The 22,804-nt window shown below is 41.1% G+C and carries 26 protein-coding genes; 19 read left to right on the forward strand and 7 right to left on the reverse strand.

The genetic code is table 11. The features are described from left to right. From HMPREF0556_RS01810 to HMPREF0556_RS01830, 5 genes are all read left to right on the forward strand, one after another. Positions 1-705 (forward strand): glucosamine-6-phosphate deaminase, encoded by a 705-nt coding sequence (locus tag HMPREF0556_RS01810; protein ID WP_003754922.1) that lies wholly within the window; start codon positions 1-3, stop codon positions 703-705. 15 nt (positions 706-720) lie between these two features. Continuing rightward, positions 721-1,440, forward strand: a complete 720-nt coding sequence (locus tag HMPREF0556_RS01815) for a GntR family transcriptional regulator (RefSeq protein WP_003754923.1) — start codon at positions 721-723, stop codon at positions 1,438-1,440. A 100-nt stretch (positions 1,441-1,540) separates the two neighbouring features. After that, a complete protein-coding gene (locus HMPREF0556_RS01820; protein WP_003754924.1) occupies positions 1,541-2,485 on the forward strand; it encodes a DMT family transporter in 945 nt (314 codons plus the stop codon). A gap of 50 nt (positions 2,486-2,535) precedes the next feature. Further along, positions 2,536-2,955, forward strand: a complete 420-nt coding sequence (locus tag HMPREF0556_RS01825) for a VOC family protein (RefSeq protein ID WP_040486384.1) — start codon at positions 2,536-2,538, stop codon at positions 2,953-2,955. After that, a complete protein-coding gene (locus HMPREF0556_RS01830) occupies positions 2,956-3,285 on the forward strand; it encodes an arsenic metallochaperone ArsD family protein (RefSeq protein WP_003754927.1) in 330 nt (109 codons plus the stop codon). Positions 3,286-3,320: 35 nt separating this feature from the next. Here the strand turns inward: HMPREF0556_RS01830 and HMPREF0556_RS01835 are convergent, their stop codons facing one another. Continuing rightward, entirely contained in the window at positions 3,321-4,268 is a 948-nt protein-coding gene (locus tag HMPREF0556_RS01835) for an LCP family glycopolymer transferase (protein ID WP_003754929.1), read from the reverse strand. A gap of 221 nt (positions 4,269-4,489) precedes the next feature. Between HMPREF0556_RS01835 and HMPREF0556_RS01840 the strand changes: the two genes are divergently transcribed. From HMPREF0556_RS01840 to htpX, 5 genes are all read left to right on the forward strand, one after another. Beyond that, positions 4,490-5,539, forward strand: coding sequence for a glycosyltransferase family 4 protein (locus HMPREF0556_RS01840; RefSeq protein WP_003754931.1), 1,050 nt, complete (start codon positions 4,490-4,492; stop codon positions 5,537-5,539). Positions 5,540-5,654: 115 nt separating this feature from the next. Next, on the forward strand, positions 5,655-6,563 hold the full coding sequence (locus HMPREF0556_RS01845) for a peptidase U32 family protein (protein WP_003754934.1): 909 nt from the start codon (positions 5,655-5,657) through the stop codon (positions 6,561-6,563). Between the two features lie 14 nt (positions 6,564-6,577). Continuing rightward, the gene (locus tag HMPREF0556_RS01850) at positions 6,578-7,804 is read left to right on the forward strand and encodes a peptidase U32 family protein (RefSeq protein WP_040486385.1); all 1,227 of its coding nucleotides are present in this window, start codon (positions 6,578-6,580) and stop codon (positions 7,802-7,804) included. A 78-nt stretch (positions 7,805-7,882) separates the two neighbouring features. Continuing rightward, the gene (locus HMPREF0556_RS01855) at positions 7,883-8,440 is read left to right on the forward strand and encodes a LemA family protein (RefSeq protein WP_003754937.1); all 558 of its coding nucleotides are present in this window, start codon (positions 7,883-7,885) and stop codon (positions 8,438-8,440) included. Between the two features lie 20 nt (positions 8,441-8,460). Further along, positions 8,461-9,378: a zinc metalloprotease HtpX gene (gene htpX / locus HMPREF0556_RS01860; protein ID WP_003754939.1), complete on the forward strand. Its 918-nt coding sequence runs from the start codon at positions 8,461-8,463 to the stop codon at positions 9,376-9,378. 356 nt (positions 9,379-9,734) lie between these two features. On the opposite strand, the gene yjbH is transcribed toward htpX, so the two are convergent. The 3 genes from yjbH to HMPREF0556_RS01875 all read right to left on the reverse strand — a co-directional run bounded on the left by yjbH (position 9,735) and on the right by HMPREF0556_RS01875 (position 11,788). Further along, entirely contained in the window at positions 9,735-10,544 is an 810-nt protein-coding gene (gene yjbH, locus HMPREF0556_RS01865) for a protease adaptor protein YjbH (RefSeq protein WP_003754943.1), read from the reverse strand. Between the two features lie 178 nt (positions 10,545-10,722). Then, positions 10,723-11,304 carry a CYTH domain-containing protein gene (locus HMPREF0556_RS01870; protein ID WP_003754945.1) on the reverse strand — a complete coding sequence of 194 codons (582 nt, stop codon included), beginning with the start codon at positions 11,302-11,304 and terminating at the stop codon, positions 10,723-10,725. Then, positions 11,297-11,788, reverse strand: a complete 492-nt coding sequence (locus HMPREF0556_RS01875; RefSeq protein ID WP_003754947.1) for a tetratricopeptide repeat protein — start codon at positions 11,786-11,788, stop codon at positions 11,297-11,299. Before HMPREF0556_RS01875 ends, HMPREF0556_RS01870 begins: the two co-directional genes overlap by 8 nt. 164 nt (positions 11,789-11,952) lie before the next feature. On the opposite strand from HMPREF0556_RS01875, the gene yjbM reads away from it, so the two are divergent. The 5 genes from yjbM to rpiA all read left to right on the forward strand — a co-directional run bounded on the left by yjbM (position 11,953) and on the right by rpiA (position 15,959). Next, a complete protein-coding gene (gene yjbM, locus HMPREF0556_RS01880) occupies positions 11,953-12,615 on the forward strand; it encodes a GTP diphosphokinase (RefSeq protein WP_003754948.1) in 663 nt (220 codons plus the stop codon). Between the two features lie 27 nt (positions 12,616-12,642). After that, complete coding sequence (locus HMPREF0556_RS01885) at positions 12,643-13,437, forward strand: NAD kinase (RefSeq protein ID WP_003754949.1); 795 nt, start codon at positions 12,643-12,645, stop codon at positions 13,435-13,437. A 15-nt stretch (positions 13,438-13,452) separates the two neighbouring features. Next, positions 13,453-14,349, forward strand: coding sequence for an RluA family pseudouridine synthase (locus tag HMPREF0556_RS01890; RefSeq protein WP_003754950.1), 897 nt, complete (start codon positions 13,453-13,455; stop codon positions 14,347-14,349). A 66-nt stretch (positions 14,350-14,415) separates the two neighbouring features. Continuing rightward, entirely contained in the window at positions 14,416-15,204 is a 789-nt protein-coding gene (gene fabI / locus HMPREF0556_RS01895; RefSeq protein WP_003754951.1) for an enoyl-ACP reductase FabI, read from the forward strand. Between the two features lie 74 nt (positions 15,205-15,278). After that, positions 15,279-15,959: a ribose-5-phosphate isomerase RpiA gene (gene rpiA / locus HMPREF0556_RS01900; protein ID WP_040486386.1), complete on the forward strand. Its 681-nt coding sequence runs from the start codon at positions 15,279-15,281 to the stop codon at positions 15,957-15,959. 198 nt (positions 15,960-16,157) lie between these two features. On the opposite strand, the gene HMPREF0556_RS01905 is transcribed toward rpiA, so the two are convergent. After that, positions 16,158-16,595: a GNAT family N-acetyltransferase gene (locus tag HMPREF0556_RS01905; RefSeq protein ID WP_003754953.1), complete on the reverse strand. Its 438-nt coding sequence runs from the start codon at positions 16,593-16,595 to the stop codon at positions 16,158-16,160. A gap of 19 nt (positions 16,596-16,614) precedes the next feature. Beyond that, positions 16,615-17,364: an alpha/beta hydrolase gene (locus HMPREF0556_RS01910; RefSeq protein WP_040486387.1), complete on the reverse strand. Its 750-nt coding sequence runs from the start codon at positions 17,362-17,364 to the stop codon at positions 16,615-16,617. Positions 17,365-17,576: 212 nt separating this feature from the next. Between HMPREF0556_RS01910 and HMPREF0556_RS01915 the strand changes: the two genes are divergently transcribed. Then, a complete protein-coding gene (locus HMPREF0556_RS01915) occupies positions 17,577-18,599 on the forward strand; it encodes a branched-chain amino acid aminotransferase (RefSeq protein WP_003754956.1) in 1,023 nt (340 codons plus the stop codon). A 26-nt stretch (positions 18,600-18,625) separates the two neighbouring features. On the opposite strand, the gene HMPREF0556_RS01920 is transcribed toward HMPREF0556_RS01915, so the two are convergent. Next, positions 18,626-20,095 carry an MDR family MFS transporter gene (locus tag HMPREF0556_RS01920; RefSeq protein WP_040486388.1) on the reverse strand — a complete coding sequence of 490 codons (1,470 nt, stop codon included), beginning with the start codon at positions 20,093-20,095 and terminating at the stop codon, positions 18,626-18,628. A 119-nt stretch (positions 20,096-20,214) separates the two neighbouring features. Here HMPREF0556_RS01920 and HMPREF0556_RS01925 point away from each other — a divergent pair, with 119 nt between their 5' ends. From HMPREF0556_RS01925 to HMPREF0556_RS01935, 3 genes are all read left to right on the forward strand, one after another. Then, the gene (locus HMPREF0556_RS01925; RefSeq protein WP_003754960.1) at positions 20,215-21,273 is read left to right on the forward strand and encodes a M42 family metallopeptidase; all 1,059 of its coding nucleotides are present in this window, start codon (positions 20,215-20,217) and stop codon (positions 21,271-21,273) included. 12 nt (positions 21,274-21,285) lie between these two features. After that, positions 21,286-21,753 (forward strand): glutathione peroxidase, encoded by a 468-nt coding sequence (locus HMPREF0556_RS01930; RefSeq protein WP_036106214.1) that lies wholly within the window; start codon positions 21,286-21,288, stop codon positions 21,751-21,753. 283 nt (positions 21,754-22,036) lie between these two features. Next, positions 22,037-22,726 (forward strand): Crp/Fnr family transcriptional regulator, encoded by a 690-nt coding sequence (locus HMPREF0556_RS01935; RefSeq protein ID WP_003754962.1) that lies wholly within the window; start codon positions 22,037-22,039, stop codon positions 22,724-22,726. Positions 22,727-22,804 lie beyond the last annotated feature (78 nt).

The following is a 22,804-nucleotide window of genomic DNA, read 5'->3' on the forward strand; positions in this document are numbered from 1 at the left end:
ATGCAAATCATCAAAACACAAAATAAATTAGCAGGTTCCCAAAAAGGCCTAGAAATCATCGAGGAAGCTATCCGCGCTGGGAAAGTAAATACACTTGGTCTAGCAACAGGAAGCACGCCAGAACTTTTTTATCAAGAATTAGTAAAAAGCGATGTCGATACATCGAATATCACGACAACAAATTTAGACGAATATGTTGGTCTTGCAGCAGATGACGTAAACAGTTATCATTACTATATGAATGACCTGTTATTCTCGAAAAAAGCGTTTAAAGAAAGCTTCTTGCCAGATGGAACAGCAGAAGATCCAGAAGCAGAATGTGTTCGCTATGAACGTGTACTCGCAGAACATCCTATCGATATCCAGATCCTTGGTATTGGTACAAATGGTCACATCGGATTCAATGAACCAGGAACTTCATTTGATTCATTGACACATAAAGTGGAGTTGACCGTTTCAACTCGAGAAGCAAACAAAGTACACTTTGAGAAAGAAGAAGACGTACCTACTCATGCTTATTCCATGGGAATCAAATCTATTATGAATGCGAAAAAAATAATTTTGTTTGCTTTTGGAACAAGTAAAGCAGAAGCAATCAAAAATGCTGTAAACGGACCAGTAGATGAAAATTGCCCAGGTTCTGTTTTGCAAAATCATCCAGATGTAACGATCATAGTAGATGAAGAAGCGGGTGCTCTTCTTTAAAAAGAGGGCGAGAAAATGATCGACAAACAGTCAGGAATACCAATTTATATTCAAATTCAAAATGATATTAAACAGAAGATCGAAGAAGGTTATTGGCAAGTCGGCACTGCAATACCGGCCGAACGTCAGCTTGCGGAAATGTTTAATGTCAGCCGAATGACAGTAAGACAAGCTATTCAAGGATTAGTAGACGATGGCGTCTTACAACGCAGAGTCGGTGCGGGGACCTTTATTTCGGAACGTAAACTGACGGAACGTTTAGAGGCGGTCACTAGTTTTACCAACCTCATGATCCAAGAAGGAAAAACACCTTCGACTCGAGTAGTGGCATTTGGTATCAAACCTGCTAGTTTACAAGAAACAGAAGCGCTACAGCTGCCCCCGAACAGCAACGTCATGAAGGTGGAACGTGTCCGTTACGGTGATAAAGTTCCAATTCTGTATGAAACAGTAGCTATCCCAGAAATCGTAGCAGAGCAGCTTACGCGTGAAGATATCATGAACTCGCTTTATGAAGCGATCGTGACAAAACTCGGCCAATCGATCGGCGAGGCAGAACAAGTAATGGAAGCTGCGCTGATCTCCGAAAAAATCGCGCCATATCTGGAAGTGAAAATCGGAACGCCGGTGATGAAACTTCGGCAAATCACAAAGCTTTCCGATGGCCGGCCGTTCGAATTTACGCGCTCTCAATATGTCGGCAGTCGGTTCCAATTCGTAGCGAAAATCAATTAAAACAGCAGACTCACGATGAGTCTGCTGTTTTTTGTTTAGCAAGCCAGATAGTTTGGTACTTATCAGTAAGCGATAATATTAAAATCAAGGAGGAAAGCGAATGGCTCGATTAAAAATCTGCATGTACATATTATTAGCAAGTCTGGCTGTATCTACTCAAGAGATCGTTTTGAAATTAGCCGGCAACAGATTCGATCCTTTTTATTTCACGTTTCTGCGATTTTTGATCGCGGCTGTGATCATTTTGTTTTTTGCGGCAATGCTGACAAAACGTTTGCTTCAACACCTTGATCGAACTGCTTTCTCTTTGTTGACGCTAAATGGTTTCTTGTTCGTTGTTATCGGCATGGTCTTGTTCCAATTGGCGGTAGACGATACGAAAGCAGGAGTCGTAGCTGTTTTATTTAGCTGCAATCCAATATTTACATTAGTGTTGACATTTTTTGTGTTTAAAGAAAAACTGTCTATTTTCAGTATCATTTCGATCTTGATCAGTTTGGCTGGGATGTTGCTTGTCGTAGACCCGACTAATTTGACGAAACCGGTGGGGATCAGTTTGGCGTTGGGATCTGCGATGTTGTTTTCTATTTATAGTATTTTTTCTAGGAAAATCAGTTTGCGGACAGGAATGGATACATTGGAAGTAACGGGCTTTACGTTTTTATTTGGCAGTTTGGAACTTTATTTGCTAATGGTTTGTAGCAAAATCCCACTTGTACAGCATTTTTTGACAAGCCATGAGGGATTTCAAGTATTTGCGGAGATTCCACTTTTTGTTCCGCTCCACTGGAATGATCTTCCGCTAGTGCTTATTTCGGGGATTTTTAATACTGCACTCGGCTTTGTCCTTTATTTCTTTATTATGAAGGAGACAAGTACAACACTCGCAGCAACACAATTCTTTGTCAAACCGGCTTTGGCGCCATTACTTAGTTTCTTGTTTTTAGGGGAACCATTGAAAGTGATGCTGATATTGGGTGTTGGTGTGATTTTGATCGGTTCTGCTTTCACGATCTATGGGGATCATCTTTATCGGAAACGATAAGTGCTAGTATGTTATAGTAGAGACAAATCAAAATGAAAGAGGGGCTAGGGATGCGAGGTACGATTCATCATATTGAATTTTATGTAAAGGACTTGGCAGTGAGTCGGGCATTTTATCAAAGCTTACTGGGAAAGCTTAGCTATCAGCTTTATCAAGAATGGGAGCAAGGATTTAGTTTCAAGCTTGGCGATACATATCTCGTTTTTGTCCAGGTGGAAGAGCCGTATCAAAAGAATGGCTACCATCGCAAAAATATTGGTCTGAATCATTTGGCTTTTTCGGTGGATAGTTATAGAGAGGTGGATGAACTGCGGGAATATCTGCTCAAGCACTCGGTTCCCTTGCTGTATGACGAAAAATATCCATTTGCCGGGGGAGAGCAACACTATGCAGTGTTTTTTGAAGACCCGGATCGGATGAAATTGGAAGTAGCTGTGCGGAATACGGAGTTGCTGGAAGGAGAGAGCTAGATGCGCGAGATAATTTGTTATTGCTTGCAGGATGACCCGGAGAGTGAGGAGCTTGAGATTTTTCGTGAAACAAAAAAAGCCATCGAGACAGAGGCGTTCAAAAGAATAATGGAGAAAACGCCAGAAATGCAGTTATACATAAAAACAGATTCCCCCGAAGCGTTTAGGAAGAATAGATTGGTGGCGCAAAAGCTGGTGGATGAAGGAGAAGCAGCTTTTCCTTTAGTCTTTTTGGATGGAGCCATTTACCGAAGCGGTAAATTTATAGAAATGAAAGAACTGGCAGCCCTTTTAAATATTGGGATCTCCATTCAGCGTGAAGAAGAATAAATAAAAAGGCGAACCGTTATGGTCCGCCTTTTTTGTTATTGATTCATTTCTAAGTTCTTTGCGAGTTCATCGTGCAGTCTTGTACGCTCATTGTCACTAACACTGTAGTACCAAGGTCCGGAGTTATTGATCTTACCGCCTGTTCCTTGAACCTGCAGATTTTCAACATTATTGACAGCGCCACGATAATTTTTCGCGATTCGTGTCACATCTTCTAGTGTGAAGTCGGTTTGAACATTGTCGCCAACGGCATTCATGATCTTATTGAAGCTCAATACCACATTTGCGGATAAAACTTTCTTCACGATCGCTGTAATAACTTGTTGTTGACGTTTTTGACGGCCAAAGTCACCTTGCGCATCAGTTTTACGGATACGAACATAAGCAAGTGCATTATCACCATCTAATGTTACGTTGCCTTTATGGAAAACCTTTTTACCTAAGCTGATTCCTTCTGTATCATTGTAAACAGTGACACCACCAACAGCATCAACAAGGTCATGGAAGCCTTCCATGTTCATTTTAACGTAGTAATTAAAAGGAATACCTTTCAAAAATTCTGTTGTAGTATCGGATGCCATTTTTACGCCACCATAAGCATAGGCTGCATTGATCTTTTCGTTTGAGTTATGACCGATGATCTCAGTTTTGGTATCGCGCGGGATACTCAACATCTGCGTTTTATTTGTTTTCCCATTTATCGTGGTTGCGATCAATGTATCAGAACGACCACGGTCTCCAGGACGTTCATCGACCCCCATGATTAATACGGAAAACGGGGTAGAGCCATTAAGGGTGACACTTGTTTTCTTTTTGCCTTCGATCGGATTGTATATTTTATCAAAAGTTTTGTTTGTTTTCCAATATGCAATACCGAGAACTGCTGCGATTATAATAATGAGGAGCAGCAAGATAAGGAAAAAGATCTTTAAACCTTTTCTAGACTTTTTTTGGCGATGTTTATCTGAACGCACATTTTTCATCCTCTCTTAATCATATAGTTATATAATAGTATAAAAAGTTAAAAAGGTCACTCTTTTTCTTTGTTTTACCCGCTTGGTTATCCGTAAATTTGGCATATTCATGTTTGTGACTAAATAATTGCCAGTTTTTGTCTCAAATTCCATAAATGCGGATTGTCAATTGACAGATAAAAACGTATAATGGGGTCAATAGGACTCATAAGAAAGGTGGGTTTGGTTTTATGTGGACAGCAGCACTTGTTTGTTTTTTAGTGACTATCGTATTGACCCCCTTTGTCAGATGGGTCGTCATAAAGTGTGATATAACAGATAAACCGAATGAACGTCGAATCAATCAAAAACCAATCGCAAGTCTAGGCGGACTAGCTATTTATGCTGGCTTTGCTGTTGGATTATTTGTATTCCCAATTGACAAGAGCTTGATTTGGCCATTGTTTATTGGTGCGACATTGATCATGCTGACGGGATTTTTAGATGATCTCTTGGAATTGAAAGCACGTTATAAATTGATCGGGCAGCTTTTTGCAGCTGTTATTATTGTTGTCGGGGGCGGTCTAAGTATTGAATTCATTAATTTGCCCTTTGGCGGGGAAATTCATTTCGGTATTTTTAGCATTCCGCTAACGATTCTTTGGGTCGTTTCGATCACCAATGCGATCAATTTGATCGATGGTCTAGACGGTTTAGCAGCAGGCGTTTCCGGGATCGCGTTTTTCACGGTCTGTGGAATGGCGTTTATTATGGGAGATAGCTTTGTTATGGGACTAGCGATCATCATGATCGCAGCCATTTTAGGATTCTTACCGTATAATTTCCATCCAGCTAAAATTTTCATGGGTGACACCGGTGCTTTGTTTTTAGGCTATGTATTGGCAGTTTTGTCGATCATGGGCTTTAAAAATGTTACATTTATTTCACTCGTTGTTCCGATCTTGATTTTAGGTGTTCCGATCTCTGATACGCTCATTGCCATTATTCGGCGATTGATCAACAAACAGCCAATCGCGATGGCTGATAAATCACATCTGCATCATAGTCTGCTCAATGTCGGATTTACACACCGACAAACCGTTATTCTGATATATGCGATTTCGGCATTATTTTCGTTATTTGCTTTTATCTTTACAATGTCTTCTTTATGGGGATCTATGTTGCTGATCGGGATCTTACTGATCTTAATCGAAGTGTTGATCGAGATCCTCGGTTTGATCGGAGATACATATAAACCACTACTAAGACTTCTGCAGTGGAATAAAAATAAAATCGACTAAGGCGGTTCCCTTGTAAATGAGCAAGGGGGCTGTTTTTTTGATAAAAGCATTGCAGTAGCGCGCGGTTATGTGATACATTTATCAAGTAAAAGAATTGGAAAAGAGGTTCTAAAACATGGAAATTATTGCGACTGTAGATTCGCTGGCGCAGGCTGAGCAGTTGCTCGAAGCAGGGGTCGATCGCTTGTATGTGGGACAAAGTCCATTTGGGCTTAGATTGCCGAGATCATTTTCGCTCGAAGAGATAAGTGAAATGACGAGCATGGCACATCAAGCAGGGAAAAAAATAACGGTAGCATTAAACGGCTTGATGCACAATAAAGAAATCAAGCAGTTGCCACCATTTTTGGAAGCACTGGATGAAATTGGTGTTGATGCTTTCACATGTGGAGACCCGGGAACAATGCTGCTTGTAGAAGAATATGCAGCACATATCCCGTTTATTTATGATGCCCAAACATTTGTGACCAGTAGCGAACAAATCAAGTTTTGGGAAACGCATGGAGCTGTGGGTGCTGTATTGGCACGTGAACTAACGAGTGGAGAAATCGCGGATATCCAAAGTCATCTGACGATCCCAGTAGAAGTGCTTGTTTATGGACCAACATGTATCCATCATTCCAAACGAAAATTAGTGACGAATTATGAACATATCGTAAAGATAGAAGAAGATACGTCTTTGGCGCGGGGTCTTTTTTTACGTGAACCAAATGATGAAAACAGCCAATTGCCGATTTATGAAGATGAGACTGGTACTCATATTTTTTCAACCGAAGATATTTCATTGATGCCATTCTTAGAGGAACTTTACCAGAACGGCATCAAATGTTGGAAACTTGACGGCATTCTGTGTGAGACAAGTAACTTTGTCCAAATCGCGAAGCTGTTCGTGGAAGCAAAGGCAGCTATCGAGGCTGGCAGTTATGTAGCTACTTATTTTGAAAATAAACTAGCGGCTTTGCAAAAACCGTCTAGACAATTAGCTCCGGGATTTTATACAAAAGATCCTAACGAAGTGAAGTAAGGGGAATGAAGAGCGTGAAAAAAGAATTAAAACGACCAGAAATACTTGCACCGGCAGGTAATTTAGAAAAATTGAAAATTGCGATCCGCTATGGGGCTGATGCAGTTTATATAGGTGGACAAGCATTTGGGCTGCGTTCGCGAGCAGGTAATTTTAGTTTCGAAGAGATGGCAGAAGGAATCGCATTCGCGCATGAACATCAAGCAAAAGTATATGTAGCGGCAAACATGGTCGCACACGTGGGCGATACAGAAGGAGCAGGAGAATTTTTCCTTACGCTTCGTGATTTAGGAATCGATGCGGTGATCGTTTCGGATCCGGCACTGATCCAAATTTGCTTCGAGTCAGCGCCAGGCTTGCCAGTCCATCTTTCTACCCAAGCTTCGGCTACGAACTATAAGACGCTGGAATTTTGGAAACGTCAAGGATTAGAACGTGTCGTCTTGGCGCGAGAAGTTGGTATGGCGGAGATCCAAGAGATCTCAGCAAATTCCGATGTCGAAATCGAGGCATTTATCCATGGGGCAATGTGTATTTCTTATTCGGGACGCTGTACATTGTCTAATCACATGGCGAACCGTGATGCAAATCGAGGCGGATGCGCGCAAAGTTGCCGCTGGAAATATGAATTGTTTGAGATCGATAGAGGAGTCAGCAAAAATATCGTTGATGAAGACGAAGAGCCATTTTCTATGAGTGCTGTAGATCTATCGATGATCCGCCATATCCCTGATATGATCGAAGCGGGCGTCGATAGCCTGAAAATTGAAGGACGAATGAAATCGATCCATTATGTTTCGACCGTGGCAAGTGTTTATCGCAAAGTCGTAGATACGTACCTAGCAGACCCTGAACACTTTGTTTTTGATCAAGCTTGGGAAGATGAACTGTGGAAAGTAGCACAACGTGAACTATCCAGCGGGTTTTACTACCATGAACCGACCGAAGACGATCAATTATTCGGGAAAACAAGAAAGATCCCAAGTTATGCATTTGCAGCGCAAGTCTTAGATTATGACGAATCTACACAGATAGCGACACTACAGCAGCGAAATAATTTTGGCGTCGGCGAAGAAATCGAATTTTACGGACCAGATGATATTGGCTTTAAACAAACTGTGGCAGCGCTTTGGGACGAAAATGATGCACCGATCGATCGGGCTAAAAACGCTATGATGACGATTAAAATGAAAGTAGATGCGCCTGTAAAACCTTTTTATTTCATGCGGAAAAAGAAATGAGAATAGGACTAGCGGATGATTGTTAGTGGCTATCTTTTTCATGTATAATACATCTAAAGACTAAAGGAGGAATTTACAATGCTAATTTTAATTATTATTGCCATTATTGTGGTCTTGGCTTTGATTTATTTCGGACTATATAACGGATTAGTAAAAAAACGCAATCGGGTCGACGAAACATGGGCACAAATCGATGTGCAATTAAAAAGACGATATGACTTGATTCCGAATCTAGTAGAAACTGTAAAAGGTTATGCATCACACGAAAAAGAAACACTGACAAAAGTTATCGAAGCACGGAATGAAATGGGAAATGCTCAAAGCGGCGACAGCAGACAAGAACAATTGGATGCTGACAATAAGCTGTCTGGTGCACTTCGTTCGATCTTTGCATTAGGAGAAGCTTATCCGGATCTGAAAGCGAACCAATCGTTCATCGAATTGCAACACGAACTTTCTTCCACAGAAAATAAAGTGGCGTATTCCAGACAACTATACAATACAACTGTCATGGATTATAACAACTCGGTTCAATCCGTACCATCCAACATCGTTGCCAAGATGCACAACTTCAGTGTTAGAGAAATGCTTTCAATCCCGACGGAAGAACGCGAAACACCAAAAGTTCAATTTTAAGATAAAAGGAGAAGGTGCGAATGTTATTCAAACAAATCGCTTCGAATAAACGAAAAACGGTACTTATCGTTTTTTGCTTCTTCCTTATTGTCCTTTTAGTTGGTGCAGCGATTGGTGTCTTAGTTTGGAATAATTATCTAAATGGGATTCTGATTGCAGCGGTTATCGGCATTGTTTATATTTTATTCATGATCGGAAGTAGTTCTTCTGTCGTCATGGCCATGAATCATGCTAGGAGAATTAACAGTCGGGAAGAAGAACCAGTTTTATGGGATATCGTGGAAAATATGGCTATGGTTGCTAATATCCCGATGCCGCAAGTTTATATCGTAGATGAAGCTAGTCCCAATGCCTTTGCCACTGGGATATCGCCTAAAAAAGGCGCGGTAGCAGTGACGCGTGGATTACTTCAGCGGCTGGAACGTTATGAACTAGAAGGCGTTATTGCCCATGAGATCTCGCATATCCGCAACTACGATATCCGCTTATCCACGATCGCGATCGCACTTGTTTCCGTCATCGCCATTTTAAGCGACCTCGCGATGCGAATGCTCTTTTGGGGCGGCCTTACAGGCAATAATCGGAATAATCGTAAAGACAATAATGGCGGAGGCGCAGTTCAGATCGTCATCTATGTGGTGGCACTCGTTTTCGTGATCTTAGCACCTCTTATTGCAACAGCGATCCAATTCGCTTTATCTCGAAACCGCGAATACCTAGCAGATGCTAGCGCAGTTGAATTGACTCGTAACCCGCAAGGACTTATCGATGCACTTCAGAAAATCAGTGGCAATACGCAAAAAATGGAAAATGTTAGCGCAGCAAGTGAATCGATTTACTTTTCATCACCGCTAAAAAAGAAAAACAAAGAAAAAGCTGGCTTATTTGATTCCCATCCACCGATCTCCATGCGGATCGAGCGACTAGAGTCGATGTAAATAGGAAAACCGAAGCACTTAGATGCTTCGGTTTTTTTAGTTAGAGTTATTTAATAGCTTCTACGATATAACCCACAAACATAAACAAAATAAAAACTGAAGCAGGCTAACAAATTTCCAATCAATAGATAATTTTTCTTAGTTTTGAGAGAAATAAAAAAGCCAACGCCGCCTATCAGAAAAGTAAACATCACTGTTGGATTCCCTTGATCAAAAAAGAGGTTGGGAATTCATAACATAATGGAAATCAAGATACAGAATAATGCGACTGTGTTGTAAAGTATCTTCAAGTCGTTTTGCTCCTCTCACCAGTGTATCAAAAAAGCGAAGAGAAATATTTTCTCCTCGCTATCCATTCAGCCAATATACTGCCATAAAATAGTTCCATCTTGCGAATCGATCGATACAACCTTTTGCTGTAAGATCCATTTTTTCATCTGGCGCTCGATTTGTTTATACGGTAAATGATAGAAAGCAGCCATTTCTTCGATCGTCGTTAGCTTGATTTCTTTCATATATTCTTCCATCGAAGGCTTTTCATCACTTTCCGGAAATTGCGCTAGCAGTTCCGAGAGAATGTGGACATAGATATCATAACTATGACAGCCTGTCAGCTTCACACCGGCATCTTCAATATTTTTATTGAAGAAAACAACGGTTGGATTCTCCGTGATCTCCATTTCCCTGGCAACTTTCTGGTCACCGATGTAGGCACGCTTCGCAATGTTCGAACTCCAATCTTTTTGGAATTCTTTGAGATCAAGTCCTGTCGCAAGTGCTTGTTCAACAATGCAAGCATCATCGGCGATATCGCGACCTTCCAAGAAATAGGCTTGCTGTAGTTTACGCAAAAAGGAGATACCGAGTTTCTTCCCTTGCAGTTCTGCTGCTTTTACAGCGAGACAAGCTACATAAGAAAGCTGACTTTGTTCTTGCTGGTTTTTCATATCCGCATTGTTTCCTTCACGTTTCTGCTTGCATAGGAAAGTCTGGAGGTTATTATGAAGAATATATCTTAATTTAAAGTATTTACCGTACTCCAACTGTAATCGTCTGATGTTGGCATCGACGTTCCAGCAATCGTTACAAACGGGATCGAAAAACAAATAGATTTCGATAGGTTTGCTATTTGCGATAGATTGGAGATATAAGTTTTGATTTATCATTACAATCACCTGATTTTCAGATTCTGGTTCTTTTGTATTTCGTGCACGTAAAAAATAGTTTGTACCGGTGTGCGAAGAATAAATCTTTTACAAACTACCGATACAACCTTTATCTACTTCTATTTTATCAGCGTCATTGTAAATTAACAAATAATAATCCTCGAAAAGCAAGATCTTCCTATTTATTTCCGTAAATATGGTCATAAAAGCGCTTTACTTTATTTGGCGCTTCATTTTCTTCAATACCATAGTCTTCTAAAAGATTGGAAAAGATCTTTTTTCCCTTTTCAAAATCGGCGACTTCATACTCCAAATCAAAGTCTGCAATGTTGCCGTAGAAATTTTTATCAAATACTAGCAGGCCATTTTTATAATCTTTTTCAGCACGAATGGTTTGCAGGGAACCAAAATTTTCTAATTCTGTATGGTCAATGCTTAATTTTGCTAAAGCATCACGGATTTGACCGACAGGGATGTTGGAACCGGCAATAATTCCTTCAGCTTGATCTGGTGCGAGAATCTGAGTAGTTTCTAGCAGACCAACTTTTTCTGGTGTTTTGAGTGTCAGTTCATAATTATTATTGCGAGCGCGGATGCGAAGCGCAGCGTGCAGTTCTTTGAGGGCAAATGCAGGTGTGTCAAAATAATAATTCGTCTGTTCGAAAAAATCAGCCTCTTTAAGTCCAAAACTTTCAATCAGTTCCTGATACTCCTCTGCCGTGATCATATTTCTAAATTCGATTTCTAATTCTTTACTCATGGGTATCCTCCTCCGTAACTTCATATCGATAATCTAAGTTCTGCGTATAAAATGTCAATGCTCGTTCAAAGGCACGAATGTTTTTATCAGAAGCGTGCTGGATGATCAGCGTCAAAAGTTGACTGACAGCGGCCTTATAATCTGTTTGGTTATACTTTACCATTGCTTGAAAAACCTGTAAAACTGGTTCGTTCGGGAATTCTTGAATAGCTTGTTCCAGTAAATGATGGGCGCGCTCGTAATTGCCCGTGACGCGATAGGTACTTCCTAGTCCAATAAAAGCTTCTAAGCGATCAGTGGTGGTCAATTTTCCTGAAAGGGCCAGTTCGTAAAAAGGAATCGCAGCGGTTTCTCTACCTAAACTGTCGTTGGCCCAAGCTGCGTAGTAATTCAGTTCTGCGTCTTCCGGTGTCTTTTGCAGTTCTTTCTCTATTATTTCAAGTGCCTCTAAATAGGCTTTGTTTTGCAACTTTTCCCGGATCATTTTTCTCGCCTCCCGTTGTTTATCCCTAGTTTATCATATTCTGTACAACCAGAAACCAAAAAAACACTTTTTGCGAGTGAAGGCTTTTTCTAATAGAGGCCATTTATGGTAGAATAAGATAGTATGGAAAACGCCTTGTTGCAAAAATAGTTGAGGTGAGAAAAATGAATCATTGGGAAGAATTCTTGATGCCGTATACGCAGGCAGTAGATGAATTGAAAATGAAGTTGAAAGGGATCCGAAAGCAATTTCAGCTGGAAAATAACCATTCGCCCATCGAATTCGTGACTGGACGAGTAAAACCAGTAGTCAGTATTTTAGATAAAGCTGCACTCAAAAATATCCCGCTCGATCGTTTGGCGGAAGAAATGCAGGATATCGCCGGTCTGCGGATGATGTGTCAATTTGTAGATGACATTGAGCTCGTGGTACAATTACTCCGCGGCAGAAAAGATTTTCGAATCGTCGAGGAACGTGATTATATCAAAAACAAAAAGCCGAGCGGTTATCGTTCGTACCATGTCGTGATCGAATATCCGGTCGAAACGATCAACGGTAAAAGAAAAATCTTAGCAGAAATACAGATCAGGACGCTTGCCATGAACTTTTGGGCAACGACGGAGCATTCCTTAAATTATAAATACCAAGGGGAACTTCCAGAAGCAATCAATCTGCGGCTGGAACGAGCAGCAGAAGCGGCTTTTCAATTGGATGAAGAAATGTCGCAGATTCGTGAAGAGATCCAAGAAGCGCAAGTTTATTTTTCACAAAATAAAGATGAGAAACGCAGTAAACCAGCTGGTCAAGAGCGATTAACTGGAAAATAATCTCACTGAGAATAGGAGAGAAATGTTTTGAAATATACAATCGTTTCTAAGGGGGATGAAAAATCCAACCTATTAAAAATGCAGATGAAGGAATCTTTTTCTCAGTATGATATGGAATATGATGAGAAAGAGCCTTCTGCAGTAATTTCGATCGGTGGAGATGGAACATTTCTCTCAGCATTTCATAAGTATCAGCATCGTTTAGACAGAGTCGCATTTATTGGGATCCACACGGGTCATTTAGGATTTTATGCGGACTGGCGACCGAATGAAGCCGAACGTTTAGTAGAGGCGATCGCGAACAAGGAATACAAGATCGTTTCCTATCCATTGTTGAAAATCACCGTCGTATTTGGAATGGGACATGAGCGCGAAGAGTACCTTGCACTGAATGAATCTACTATCAAGAGCTCCGGTGGTCCGTTTGTTGTGGATGTCAATATCAACGATTCACAGTTTGAACGCTTCCGTGGGGATGGGCTTTGCATGTCTACGCCAAGTGGAACGACAGCATATAATAAATCATTGGGCGGCGCATTGATGCATCCTTCGATTGAAGCCATGCAGCTCACAGAGATGGCTTCGATCAATAACCGTGTTTATCGTACGATCGGGAGCCCGCTTGTCTTTCCAAAACATCACACGGTGCAGTTAGTACCAGTTCAAGATAAAAATTTCCAGATCTCGATCGATCACGTGAGTATCCTGCATCGTGATGTCAAAGAGATCATTTACCAAGTATCAGAAGAGAAAGCGAATTTTGCACGTTTCCGTTATTTTCCATTTTGGCGGCGGGTTCATGATTCCTTTATCGAAAATTAGGAGGAACAGGAAACTTTGTTATTAGAGTGGACAGCCACGGCTGAAGAAGAGGGACTGCTGTTGCGGACTTTCTTGAAACGAAAACATATTTCTAAATTATTATTGACGGCGATCAAATACCATGAAGGCGGCAGGATAGCAGTCAATAACGCTACTGAAAATGTGTTGTACCGCGTGCGGTCTGGCGATAAAGTGAGCGTTATGCTGCCGGAAGAAAAGCAGAATGAACAATTGATCGCCGAGCATACCGATCTCGATATCCGTTATGAAGATGATTTTGTGATTGTTTTAAATAAACCAGCGGGAATGCCCTCGATCCCTTCACAATATCATCCGACTGGTTCAGTGGCTAATTTCATCAAGGGCCATTATCAAGAGCAAAACTTAACTAATGCAGTTCATATCGTGACGCGGCTGGATCGGGAAACATCAGGATTGATGCTGATTGCGAAAACTCGTTTTGCCCATGCCCGGCTGAGCAGCTTTTTACAGAAGGGCGATTTAAAACGGAAATATCAAGCATTAACAATGGGGGATTTAGCGAATAAAGCAGGATACATCGAAGCACCGATCGGAAGAGATTCCGATATCAGTATCATGGCAAGGAAAGTCACAGAAACCGGGAAATATGCCAAAACAAATTATCAAGTGATTGCAAGTTATCCGGATTTTGAACATGTAGATATCCAATTGGAAACAGGGAGGACGCATCAGATCCGCGTTCACTTTTCACACATTGGACATTCACTGCTCGGGGACGACATGTACCACGGTGAGACTAGCCTGATCAGACGTCATGCCTTGCATTCCTATCATCTGCATTTTATTCACCCTTTTACAGAAGAATACTTGTCATTTGAATGTGAATTACCTGAGGATATGGAAGAATTATTACGTATCTGGAAAAAATAGTTTTAAAAATGTGCTGCTTCATGTAAAATATAAGAAGCGAGAGCACCAATTAGAGGAGGATAAAACATGAATTTATCATTAGAGGGAAAGACATACGTTGTTATGGGCGTAGCTAATAAGCGCAGTATCGCTTGGGGAATTGCACAATCTTTGAACGATGCAGGAGCAAGATTAGTGTTTACATATGCAGATGATCGTTCCAAAAAAAGCATTTTACAATTAGTAGAAAATCTAAGCGAAGTCAATCAAGAACCATTAGCACTTCCATGTGACGTTACCAGTGACGAAGCAATTGAAGAAGCTTTTAGAACGATCTATGAAAAAGCTGGCAAGATCAGTGGGATCGCTCACTGTATCGCCTTTGCAAATAAAGATTATTTAGCTGGGGATTACTTGGAAGTCGACCGTGAAAGTTTCTTACAAGCCCACAATATCAGCGCTTATTCTTTCACTGCAGTGGCACGTGCAGCGAAGCATTTGGAAATGCTAACAGAAGATGCAAGCCTTATTACATTAACTTACCTAGGCGGCGAACGAGTAGTTGAAAATTATAATATTATGGGTGTTGCTAAAGCGTCCTTAGATGCGAGCGTTCGCTATTTAGCAATGGACTTAGGCGCACAAGGCGTTCGTGTCAATGCAATTTCTGCTGGTCCGATTCGTACCGTATCGGCACGTGGCGTGAGCGGATTTACAGATTCCCTTGCGATCGTGGAAGAAAGAGCACCGTTAAAACGGGCAACGCAGCAAGAAGAAGTTGGCGACACCGCTTATTTCTTACTAAGTAGATTATCCCGTGGGATCACAGGCGAAGTATTGCATGTCGACAGCGGTTATCATATTGTTGGATTTTAAAATTAAAAACTTGGTAGCTTGTATGCTGCCAAGTTTTTTTGAAAATCATTTCATTTAAAATGGAGGCGTTAGGTATGAACGCAAAACAATTGGCAGGCGAAAAAGCAGCAGAATGGGTCGAGGACGGAATGACGATCGGTCTCGGAACAGGTAGTACGGTCTATTATACGATCGAGAAAATCGGTGAAATGGTCAAAAACGGGTTGCAGATCGTTGGTGTACCAACATCAGAACGAACACGCATTCAAGCAGAAGGATTGGGCATTCCATTAACAAGTTTAAATGAAGTAGAAAAAATCGACTTAACGATCGACGGTTCTGATGAAGTAGATGCTTCATTCCGTGGCATCAAAGGCGGTGGGGGAGCATTGCTGCGCGAAAAAATGGTTGCAGATATCTCAGATACGAATATTTGGGTCGTAAGCAGTAACAAACGTGTGGATGTATTAGGTAAATTCCCACTTCCAATCGAAGTCATTCCTTTTGGCTATAAGCAAGTCGCAAATAAATTACAAAAACGCAGTGCTGACGCAAGACTGCGCAAGACAGAAGACGGAGACATTTATGTCACGGATAACGGCAACTATATTTTAGATGTCTATGACCAAGCATTTACAGACCCAGCAGAATGGCAAGATTGGCTGCAAAAGGTTCCTGGCATTGTCGAGCAAGGTTTTTTCCTTGGGATCGTGGATATCGTGATCGCAGCAAGTGAAAGCGGCGAAATTGAACTGTTTGAAAGTGAGAAGAGCTGAATCATGGATTCAGCTCTCAGCTTGCCCGAAAAACGATCATCTTCGTCGTTAAAGTTTGCGTTCCGATGCTCACGTACACGAGTACGCTCCGCTTCGGTACTCGACTTTGCCTAGAATCTAATCATTTTTCGGACAAGCTGAAAACAGTAAAAAATGATTGAAAGGATGTTTTCCTTCAATCTAAGAGCAAGAGCTGAATCATGGATTCAGCTCTTTTTTCATTTCTTTATGTGGGATATCGGCATCCAAAAATTCATCGGAACAAACGGTATAGCCTAATTTTTCGTAAAATGGAATCGCTGTGATCTGAGCACCGAGCCGAAGTTCCGTCACAGCTTGTGAGACGGCTTCGGCTTCGATCGCCTCCATGATGCGGCGACCAGCCCCTTTTCCGCGGGCTGCTTGTTGCGTGCAGATACGCTCTACTTTCCCATAATCGGGAAGGATTCGGAAACGCCCAGTTGCAAGCGGTGTACCGTCTGAATCATAATCTACGAACATCAGCGCATCGGCTGCTTTATCATGCTCGTCCCATTCCAATTCAGGATCAATTTGTTGTTCGCCGATAAAAACAGCTTGTCGAATGGCAAAAGCATCTTGTTTTTCTTCTGGTGTCATCACTTTTTTTACTACCAATTATTAAACGTCCTTTCTTTTACACATGCATGCTTTCTAAGTCCAACTCATTTGCAGCCAACATATAACGCAGTGCGTCTTTTACAAGCGGCTGCCAATATTTCCATTTATGATCCCCTTCAAAAACCTGTGACCGATGTTCAAATCCTTTTGCTGTCAAAACTTTTGTGAAAGCCAGATTTGGGGTGAGAAAATCAGCTTGCTGATCATCTGTTGTATGAACATCGGTCTCTTTGCTACCGATAACATGATAGATCTTCAGCTTTGCCGGATCAGCTTTTTTTGCCGCAGTGAGCAAGCTGTCATCCATGAATGGGGAGTGTAGGATGACATTCCCAAAGGTATGGGGATAGCGCAAAGCAGTCTGCAAGGATACAGCAGCTCCAAGCGAATCCCCCATCAAGAAACGGCTTGCTGCCATTTGATAAGAAGGGAAGCGGTCTTCTACATAAGGAAGTAGTTCTCGAGCCAAAAATTTAACGTATGCGTCATTTTGGCTGCCTTCGGGGTGGTATTTCTCACGTCTATCCGTCACCGTTTTGTAAGGAACGCCGATGAAAATAGCTTTTTCCATTTCATCCTTTTCCACTAATTCATCAGAAAAGTGGGCTAATTTACCAAATTGGAAATAATCCTTGCCGTCTTGGACGATAAAAAGAGGATACTTATAGAGATGAGAGAAGTCCGGCGGGAGGTAAATAATCAAATCCAGTTCCTCCTTCAAATACTCACTGTAAAGCTTGTCATCTATCCATTTTCCCTGAGCCATTTTCATCCGCTCCTTTCTTTTGAGTAGTCCTTTTATTTTAACACGAAAAAACAAAAAAGGAAGCGATAAAACCTAAGTTTTTGAAATTTATCTAAATTTTCTGTTTTTATAAAAGTCATGCTGATAGATTAATAAAAATATGCTATACTAGTGGATAAACAGAAAACTTACTTGAATCAGAAGGTTTGTTAGGAGAAAGCGAGGAAATAGAAATGAGCAATGTAAATATTGATTGGGCAAATCTAGGGTTTAGCTATATCAAAACAGATAAACGCTATATCTCTTATTGGAAAGACGGAAAATGGGATGATGGAGCGTTGACAGAAGACAATACGCTACATATCAGCGAAGGTTCTACGGCACTCCATTACGGGCAGCAATGTTTTGAAGGGCTTAAAGCTTATCGCAGTAAAGACGGATCAATCAATCTATTTCGTCCAGACCAAAATGCAGCTCGAATGAAGCGCAGCTGTGAGCGGTTATTGATGCCGCAAGTCCCAACGGATAAATTTATCGAAGCTTGCAAACAAGTGGTGAAAGCCAATGAAGCATATTTGCCTCCATATGGAACAGGTGCTACGTTGTATTTACGTCCGTTCGTGATCGGAGTAGGAGATAACTTAGGTGTACACGCTGCCCCAGAGTATATATTTTCTATTTTTTGTTCGCCAGTCGGCCCTTATTTCAAAGGCGGATTAGTGCCGGCAAACTTTATCGTTTCTGATTTTGACCGTGCAGCTCCAAATGGTACCGGTGCGGCTAAAGTCGGTGGAAACTATGCGGCAAGCCTACTACCTGGCGAAGCAGCAAAAGAACGTGCTTTTGCCGATTCGATCTATTTAGATCCAGCAACACATACAAAAATCGAAGAAGTTGGTGCGGCAAACTTCTTTGGGATCACCAAAGACGACCGCTTCATTACCCCAGATTCTCCATCGATCTTACCAAGTATTACCAAATATTCCCTTCTTTACCTTGCAGAACACCGTTTAGGTCTGGAAGTGGAAGAAGGCGATGTCTATATCGATAAATTGGAGGATTTCAAAGAAGCAGGAGCATGTGGTACGGCTGCAGTAATCACTCCGATCGGCGGTATCCAGTATAAAGAGAATTTCCACGTTTTCCATAGTGAGACAGAAGTCGGACCAACTGTGAAGGCGTTATTTGATGAATTATCGGGCATTCAATTTGGTGAAAAAGAAGCACCTGAAAATTGGATCGTGAAGGTAGATTAAAAAAACGGTAGCTGCAAAATTCGCAGCTACCGTTTTTTTGTTGCTTTTGGTAATAGGAAAAATAATAAAAAGGCAATCAAACAACAAAACAGCAATGTCAGAAATACCATGTTGAGGCCACTGTATAAAATCTCGCGCAACGGTTGTAGCAACGTTTTGGCAAGACTCGAAGCAGTAGTCGGACTGATGAGCTTATTGAGGTTCTCACTGCTGACTGCTTGGGCGCCATGTTGCCCGAATTGATTGTTGATAACACTGTTAAAAACTGTACCTAAAATCGCGACACCGATCGTTTGCCCAACATTTCGGAAAAGATTGTTGGTGGCTGTCGATATACCGGTCTGTGATTTTGGAACAGCTTCCTGAACCGCAACCGTAGTGATCGTAAAGGCCATCCCAAAACCTAATCCCATCAGCGCACTATTCAAATAAAAATAGATATCACTAGTACTTGCCGGGAAGAGGAAGAGGAGTAGAGCCCCTAAAACCGAAATAAATGTCCCAATTCCGATCGTTGCGCGCATTCCCCATTTTTTAAAGAGCCGATCGGATAAAAACGAACCGATGATCCAAGTCACAGATAATGGCGCAAGCATAAATCCAGCGACCGTTGCACCATGTCCTAGCATCCCCTGAGCCCACATCGGGATATACACATTGATCCCAATCAAAAAGACACTCAAAAAAAAGCCAATCAAATTAGAAATAAGTACAATTGGATTTTTGAACAAAATAAACGGAAGTACGGGATCAGCAGCCTTTTTCTCATTTTTATAAAAAATAAAGAAGAAAATAAGTGCGCAAGCGAACAATACTAAAACAAGCGGATCTGCCCAATTCAGCGTTTCTCCAACTTGTTGTAATCCGAATAATAGTGCTAATAATGCTAATGTAAAGACAACGGCCCCTTTATAATCGATGGGCAATCGCTTAGGGGTAAGGTGTTCTTTAAAATAGAATCCTACTAAGATAATCGTCAAGATCCCGAACGGAATATTGATAAAAAAGATCCAATGCCACGACAGCTGATCCACTAGGAAGCCACCCAATAATGGACCAAAGACACCGGCGATCCCCCATGCCGATCCCATGAAACCAAGAACGCGCGCTCTTTTCTCTGCGGGATAGATATCAGCAATGATCGTCATAGTGGAAGGAAGGATCCCTCCGGCACCGATTCCTTGAATCACCCGGAAAATGATCAGCATTTCCATACTTTGTGCTAGTCCACACAGCGTAGAGCCAATCAGGAAAATGACCGTAGCGGTGATAAAAATTTTTTTCCTTCCATAAATATCTGATAGTTTTCCGTATATAGGGATCGCGATCGATGAGGTGAGTAAAAATACAGAAAATACCCAATTCATCAATGCGATCCCATCTAAATGACTAACGATCGTCGGCATTGCCGTACTTACGATCGTTCCTTCAATTGCTGCCATAAATGTAGCCACAAATACGGAAAGCGTGACAGCCTTTCTCTTCGTCTGTTCCACGTCTTTCACTCCTTCTTCATCTAACGAATTATACCATAATCTTTGCAAACAAAAAACATGCAACTTAGGGAGAGAAGGCATATAATAAAGGCAGCAAGAAGAAAAGGAGGCTACTGTCTTTGAGTTATCAACCAAATCCACTAGAGATTATGCATAAAATCCAAACTTTGACCAATATACCAAGCCCTACTGGAAATACGAGGGCGATCATCCAGCATATCGCGGAAGATTTAGAGCGCGACCACATTCCATTTCGCCTGAATAATAAAGGCGGGTTACTCGTAACACTTGAAGGGAAAAACAAAGATCAACACCGTATGCTGACTGCTCACGTAGATACACTGGGAGCAATGGTAAAAGCAATCAAGCCGGACGGTAGACTACAATTAGCGCTTATCGGCGGTTTTCGATTCAATGCGATCGAAGGCGAATATTGTACAATCGAAACTTTGTCTGGAGAACGCTATTCTGGCACGATCTTGATGCACCAAACCTCTGTCCACGTCTATAAGGACGCGGGAAGTGCAGAACGGAACGATACCAATATCGAAGTGCGATTGGATGCCAAAGTGTTCAGCAAAACGGAAACAGAGGCATTAGGCATTTCAGTGGGCGATTTCGTGTCTTTCGATCCCCGGACTACTATTGTAAACGATGAATTTATAAAATCACGACATCTTGACGATAAAGCCAGCGTTGCCATTTTATTGCAGTTGATCACAACCATCCATACGAATAAAATAGTACTGCCATTCACAACGCATTTCTTGATTTCCAATAATGAAGAAATCGGCTACGGCGGTAATTCCAACATCCCGGAAGAAACTGTCGAATATTTAGCGGTCGATATGGGGGCGCTCGGAGACGGTCAAACTTCTGACGAATACACGGTATCGATTTGTGCAAAAGACGGAAGTGGTCCGTATCATTATGGGCTACGCAAAAATTTGATCGAGCTGGCAGAACAAAATGAGATTGCCTACAAAGTAGATATCTATCCCTTTTATTCTTCCGATGCAAGTGCAGCGATCCATGCCGGCAATGACATCATCCATGGACTGATCGGGCCAGGTATCGATGCAAGCCATGCCTATGAACGCACACACAAAGATTCTCTGTACCATACAGAAAAGCTGGTATATGCGTACCTACTTTCTGATAAATTAGCTAATCAATAGGAGTAAAAAATGATGACAGTATATGATTTTTCTGCAAAAGATATGGCAGGTAAAGAAGTAAAATTAGAAGATTATAAAGGTAAAGTCTTGATTATTGTCAACACAGCTAGCAAATGTGGATTGACTCCGCAGCTAGAAGGCTTAGAAACATTATATGAAAAATATAAAGAACAAGGATTAGAGATTTTAGGATTTCCTTGCAATCAGTTTATGCGCCAAGATCCAGGTTCAGATGAAGAGATCATGGAGTTTTGTCAGCGCAATTACGGTGTGACATTCCATATGTTCTCTAAAATCAAAGTCAAAGGCAAAGATGCGCACCCACTTTATCAATATTTGACAGAGCAAACAGGCGGTAAAAAAATCGAATGGAACTTTGCGAAATTTTTGATCAATCGCGAGGGCGAGATTGTAGAGCGTTTCCCATCGAAGCAACCACCAGAAAAAGCAGAAGAAGAAATCGTCAAAGCATTAGCTTAATAAGAATGGTACGAAAAGTTCCGTCCCAAAATGAGTGTAAAGCTCATCTTGGGACGGAACTTTTTTTGTCACAAAATCTTCACAAATTAAGCTGAAAACAAGCGAAATTACATTTTTAGCTGTGCTATACTTCACGAAGGGCACTTAATCTTTGATAAAAATGGCCGTGTTTTTCCAAATAATTTGACATATTTTGGTCAAATTTAGACACATTCTTTAATCAAAAATGCAAAAGGCCGTGTTTTTCAGGTACTAAAATGAGAATGACAGGGAGGAAAAGAAGATGCCATTTTTTGAAGAGAAGAAAGGAATTACTATACCACAAATTTTAGATGAACTAAAAGAAAACAGTTTTAACAACGCTTGGGTCGTAGAAAAGCGCATCAAGAAAAACACCGTATTAGTCAATAATACAAATTCACAGAATGTCGTTTTTGTAAATAATGGAATCCTCATTACACTTCTTGGGGATAAATATAATAAAAAACACATTTTTGAATTTCACCGCCGTGATTCTGTTATTGGATTTGACTACATTATGAGTGACAATTTTTCCAATATGCAGTATGACATCAAGGCGCTGGAAGATTCTCATATTACCTTTGTAAATGGTGAGTTTTTGTTAAATTATTTATCTAATCGACCAACATTTATGGAGAAACTTACAAACAGTTTGGCGGAAAGGATTTTTTATATCAGCAACCGCCAGATGATGACGATCTACTCACGTGAAAGAAAGATCATCAATGGCTTAGTAGAATTGTGCCGACAGGTCGGCGAACCGATCGATACGCGCAATTATCTGATCCCAGCGTGTATCAATAAAACGAATATCGCGGAATACTGCGGTGTAGATCGAAGTTATTTCTCTAAAGTTTACCGTTTGCTAGAAGGAAATGGGGCAATCGAGTTGACACCCTCTAACAGCTTACTGATCGATATCGTCAAGCTGGAAGAAATCATGAATGAGTAGCTAATGTCATTAAAAAGTCATAATTACGGACTAATCATTTGATGAATGTGCAAATAAGTTTGTAAATATATCGATAAA

Source organism: Listeria grayi DSM 20601 (assembly GCF_000148995.1).
Taxonomy (GTDB): Bacteria; Bacillota; Bacilli; order Lactobacillales; family Listeriaceae; genus Listeria; species Listeria grayi.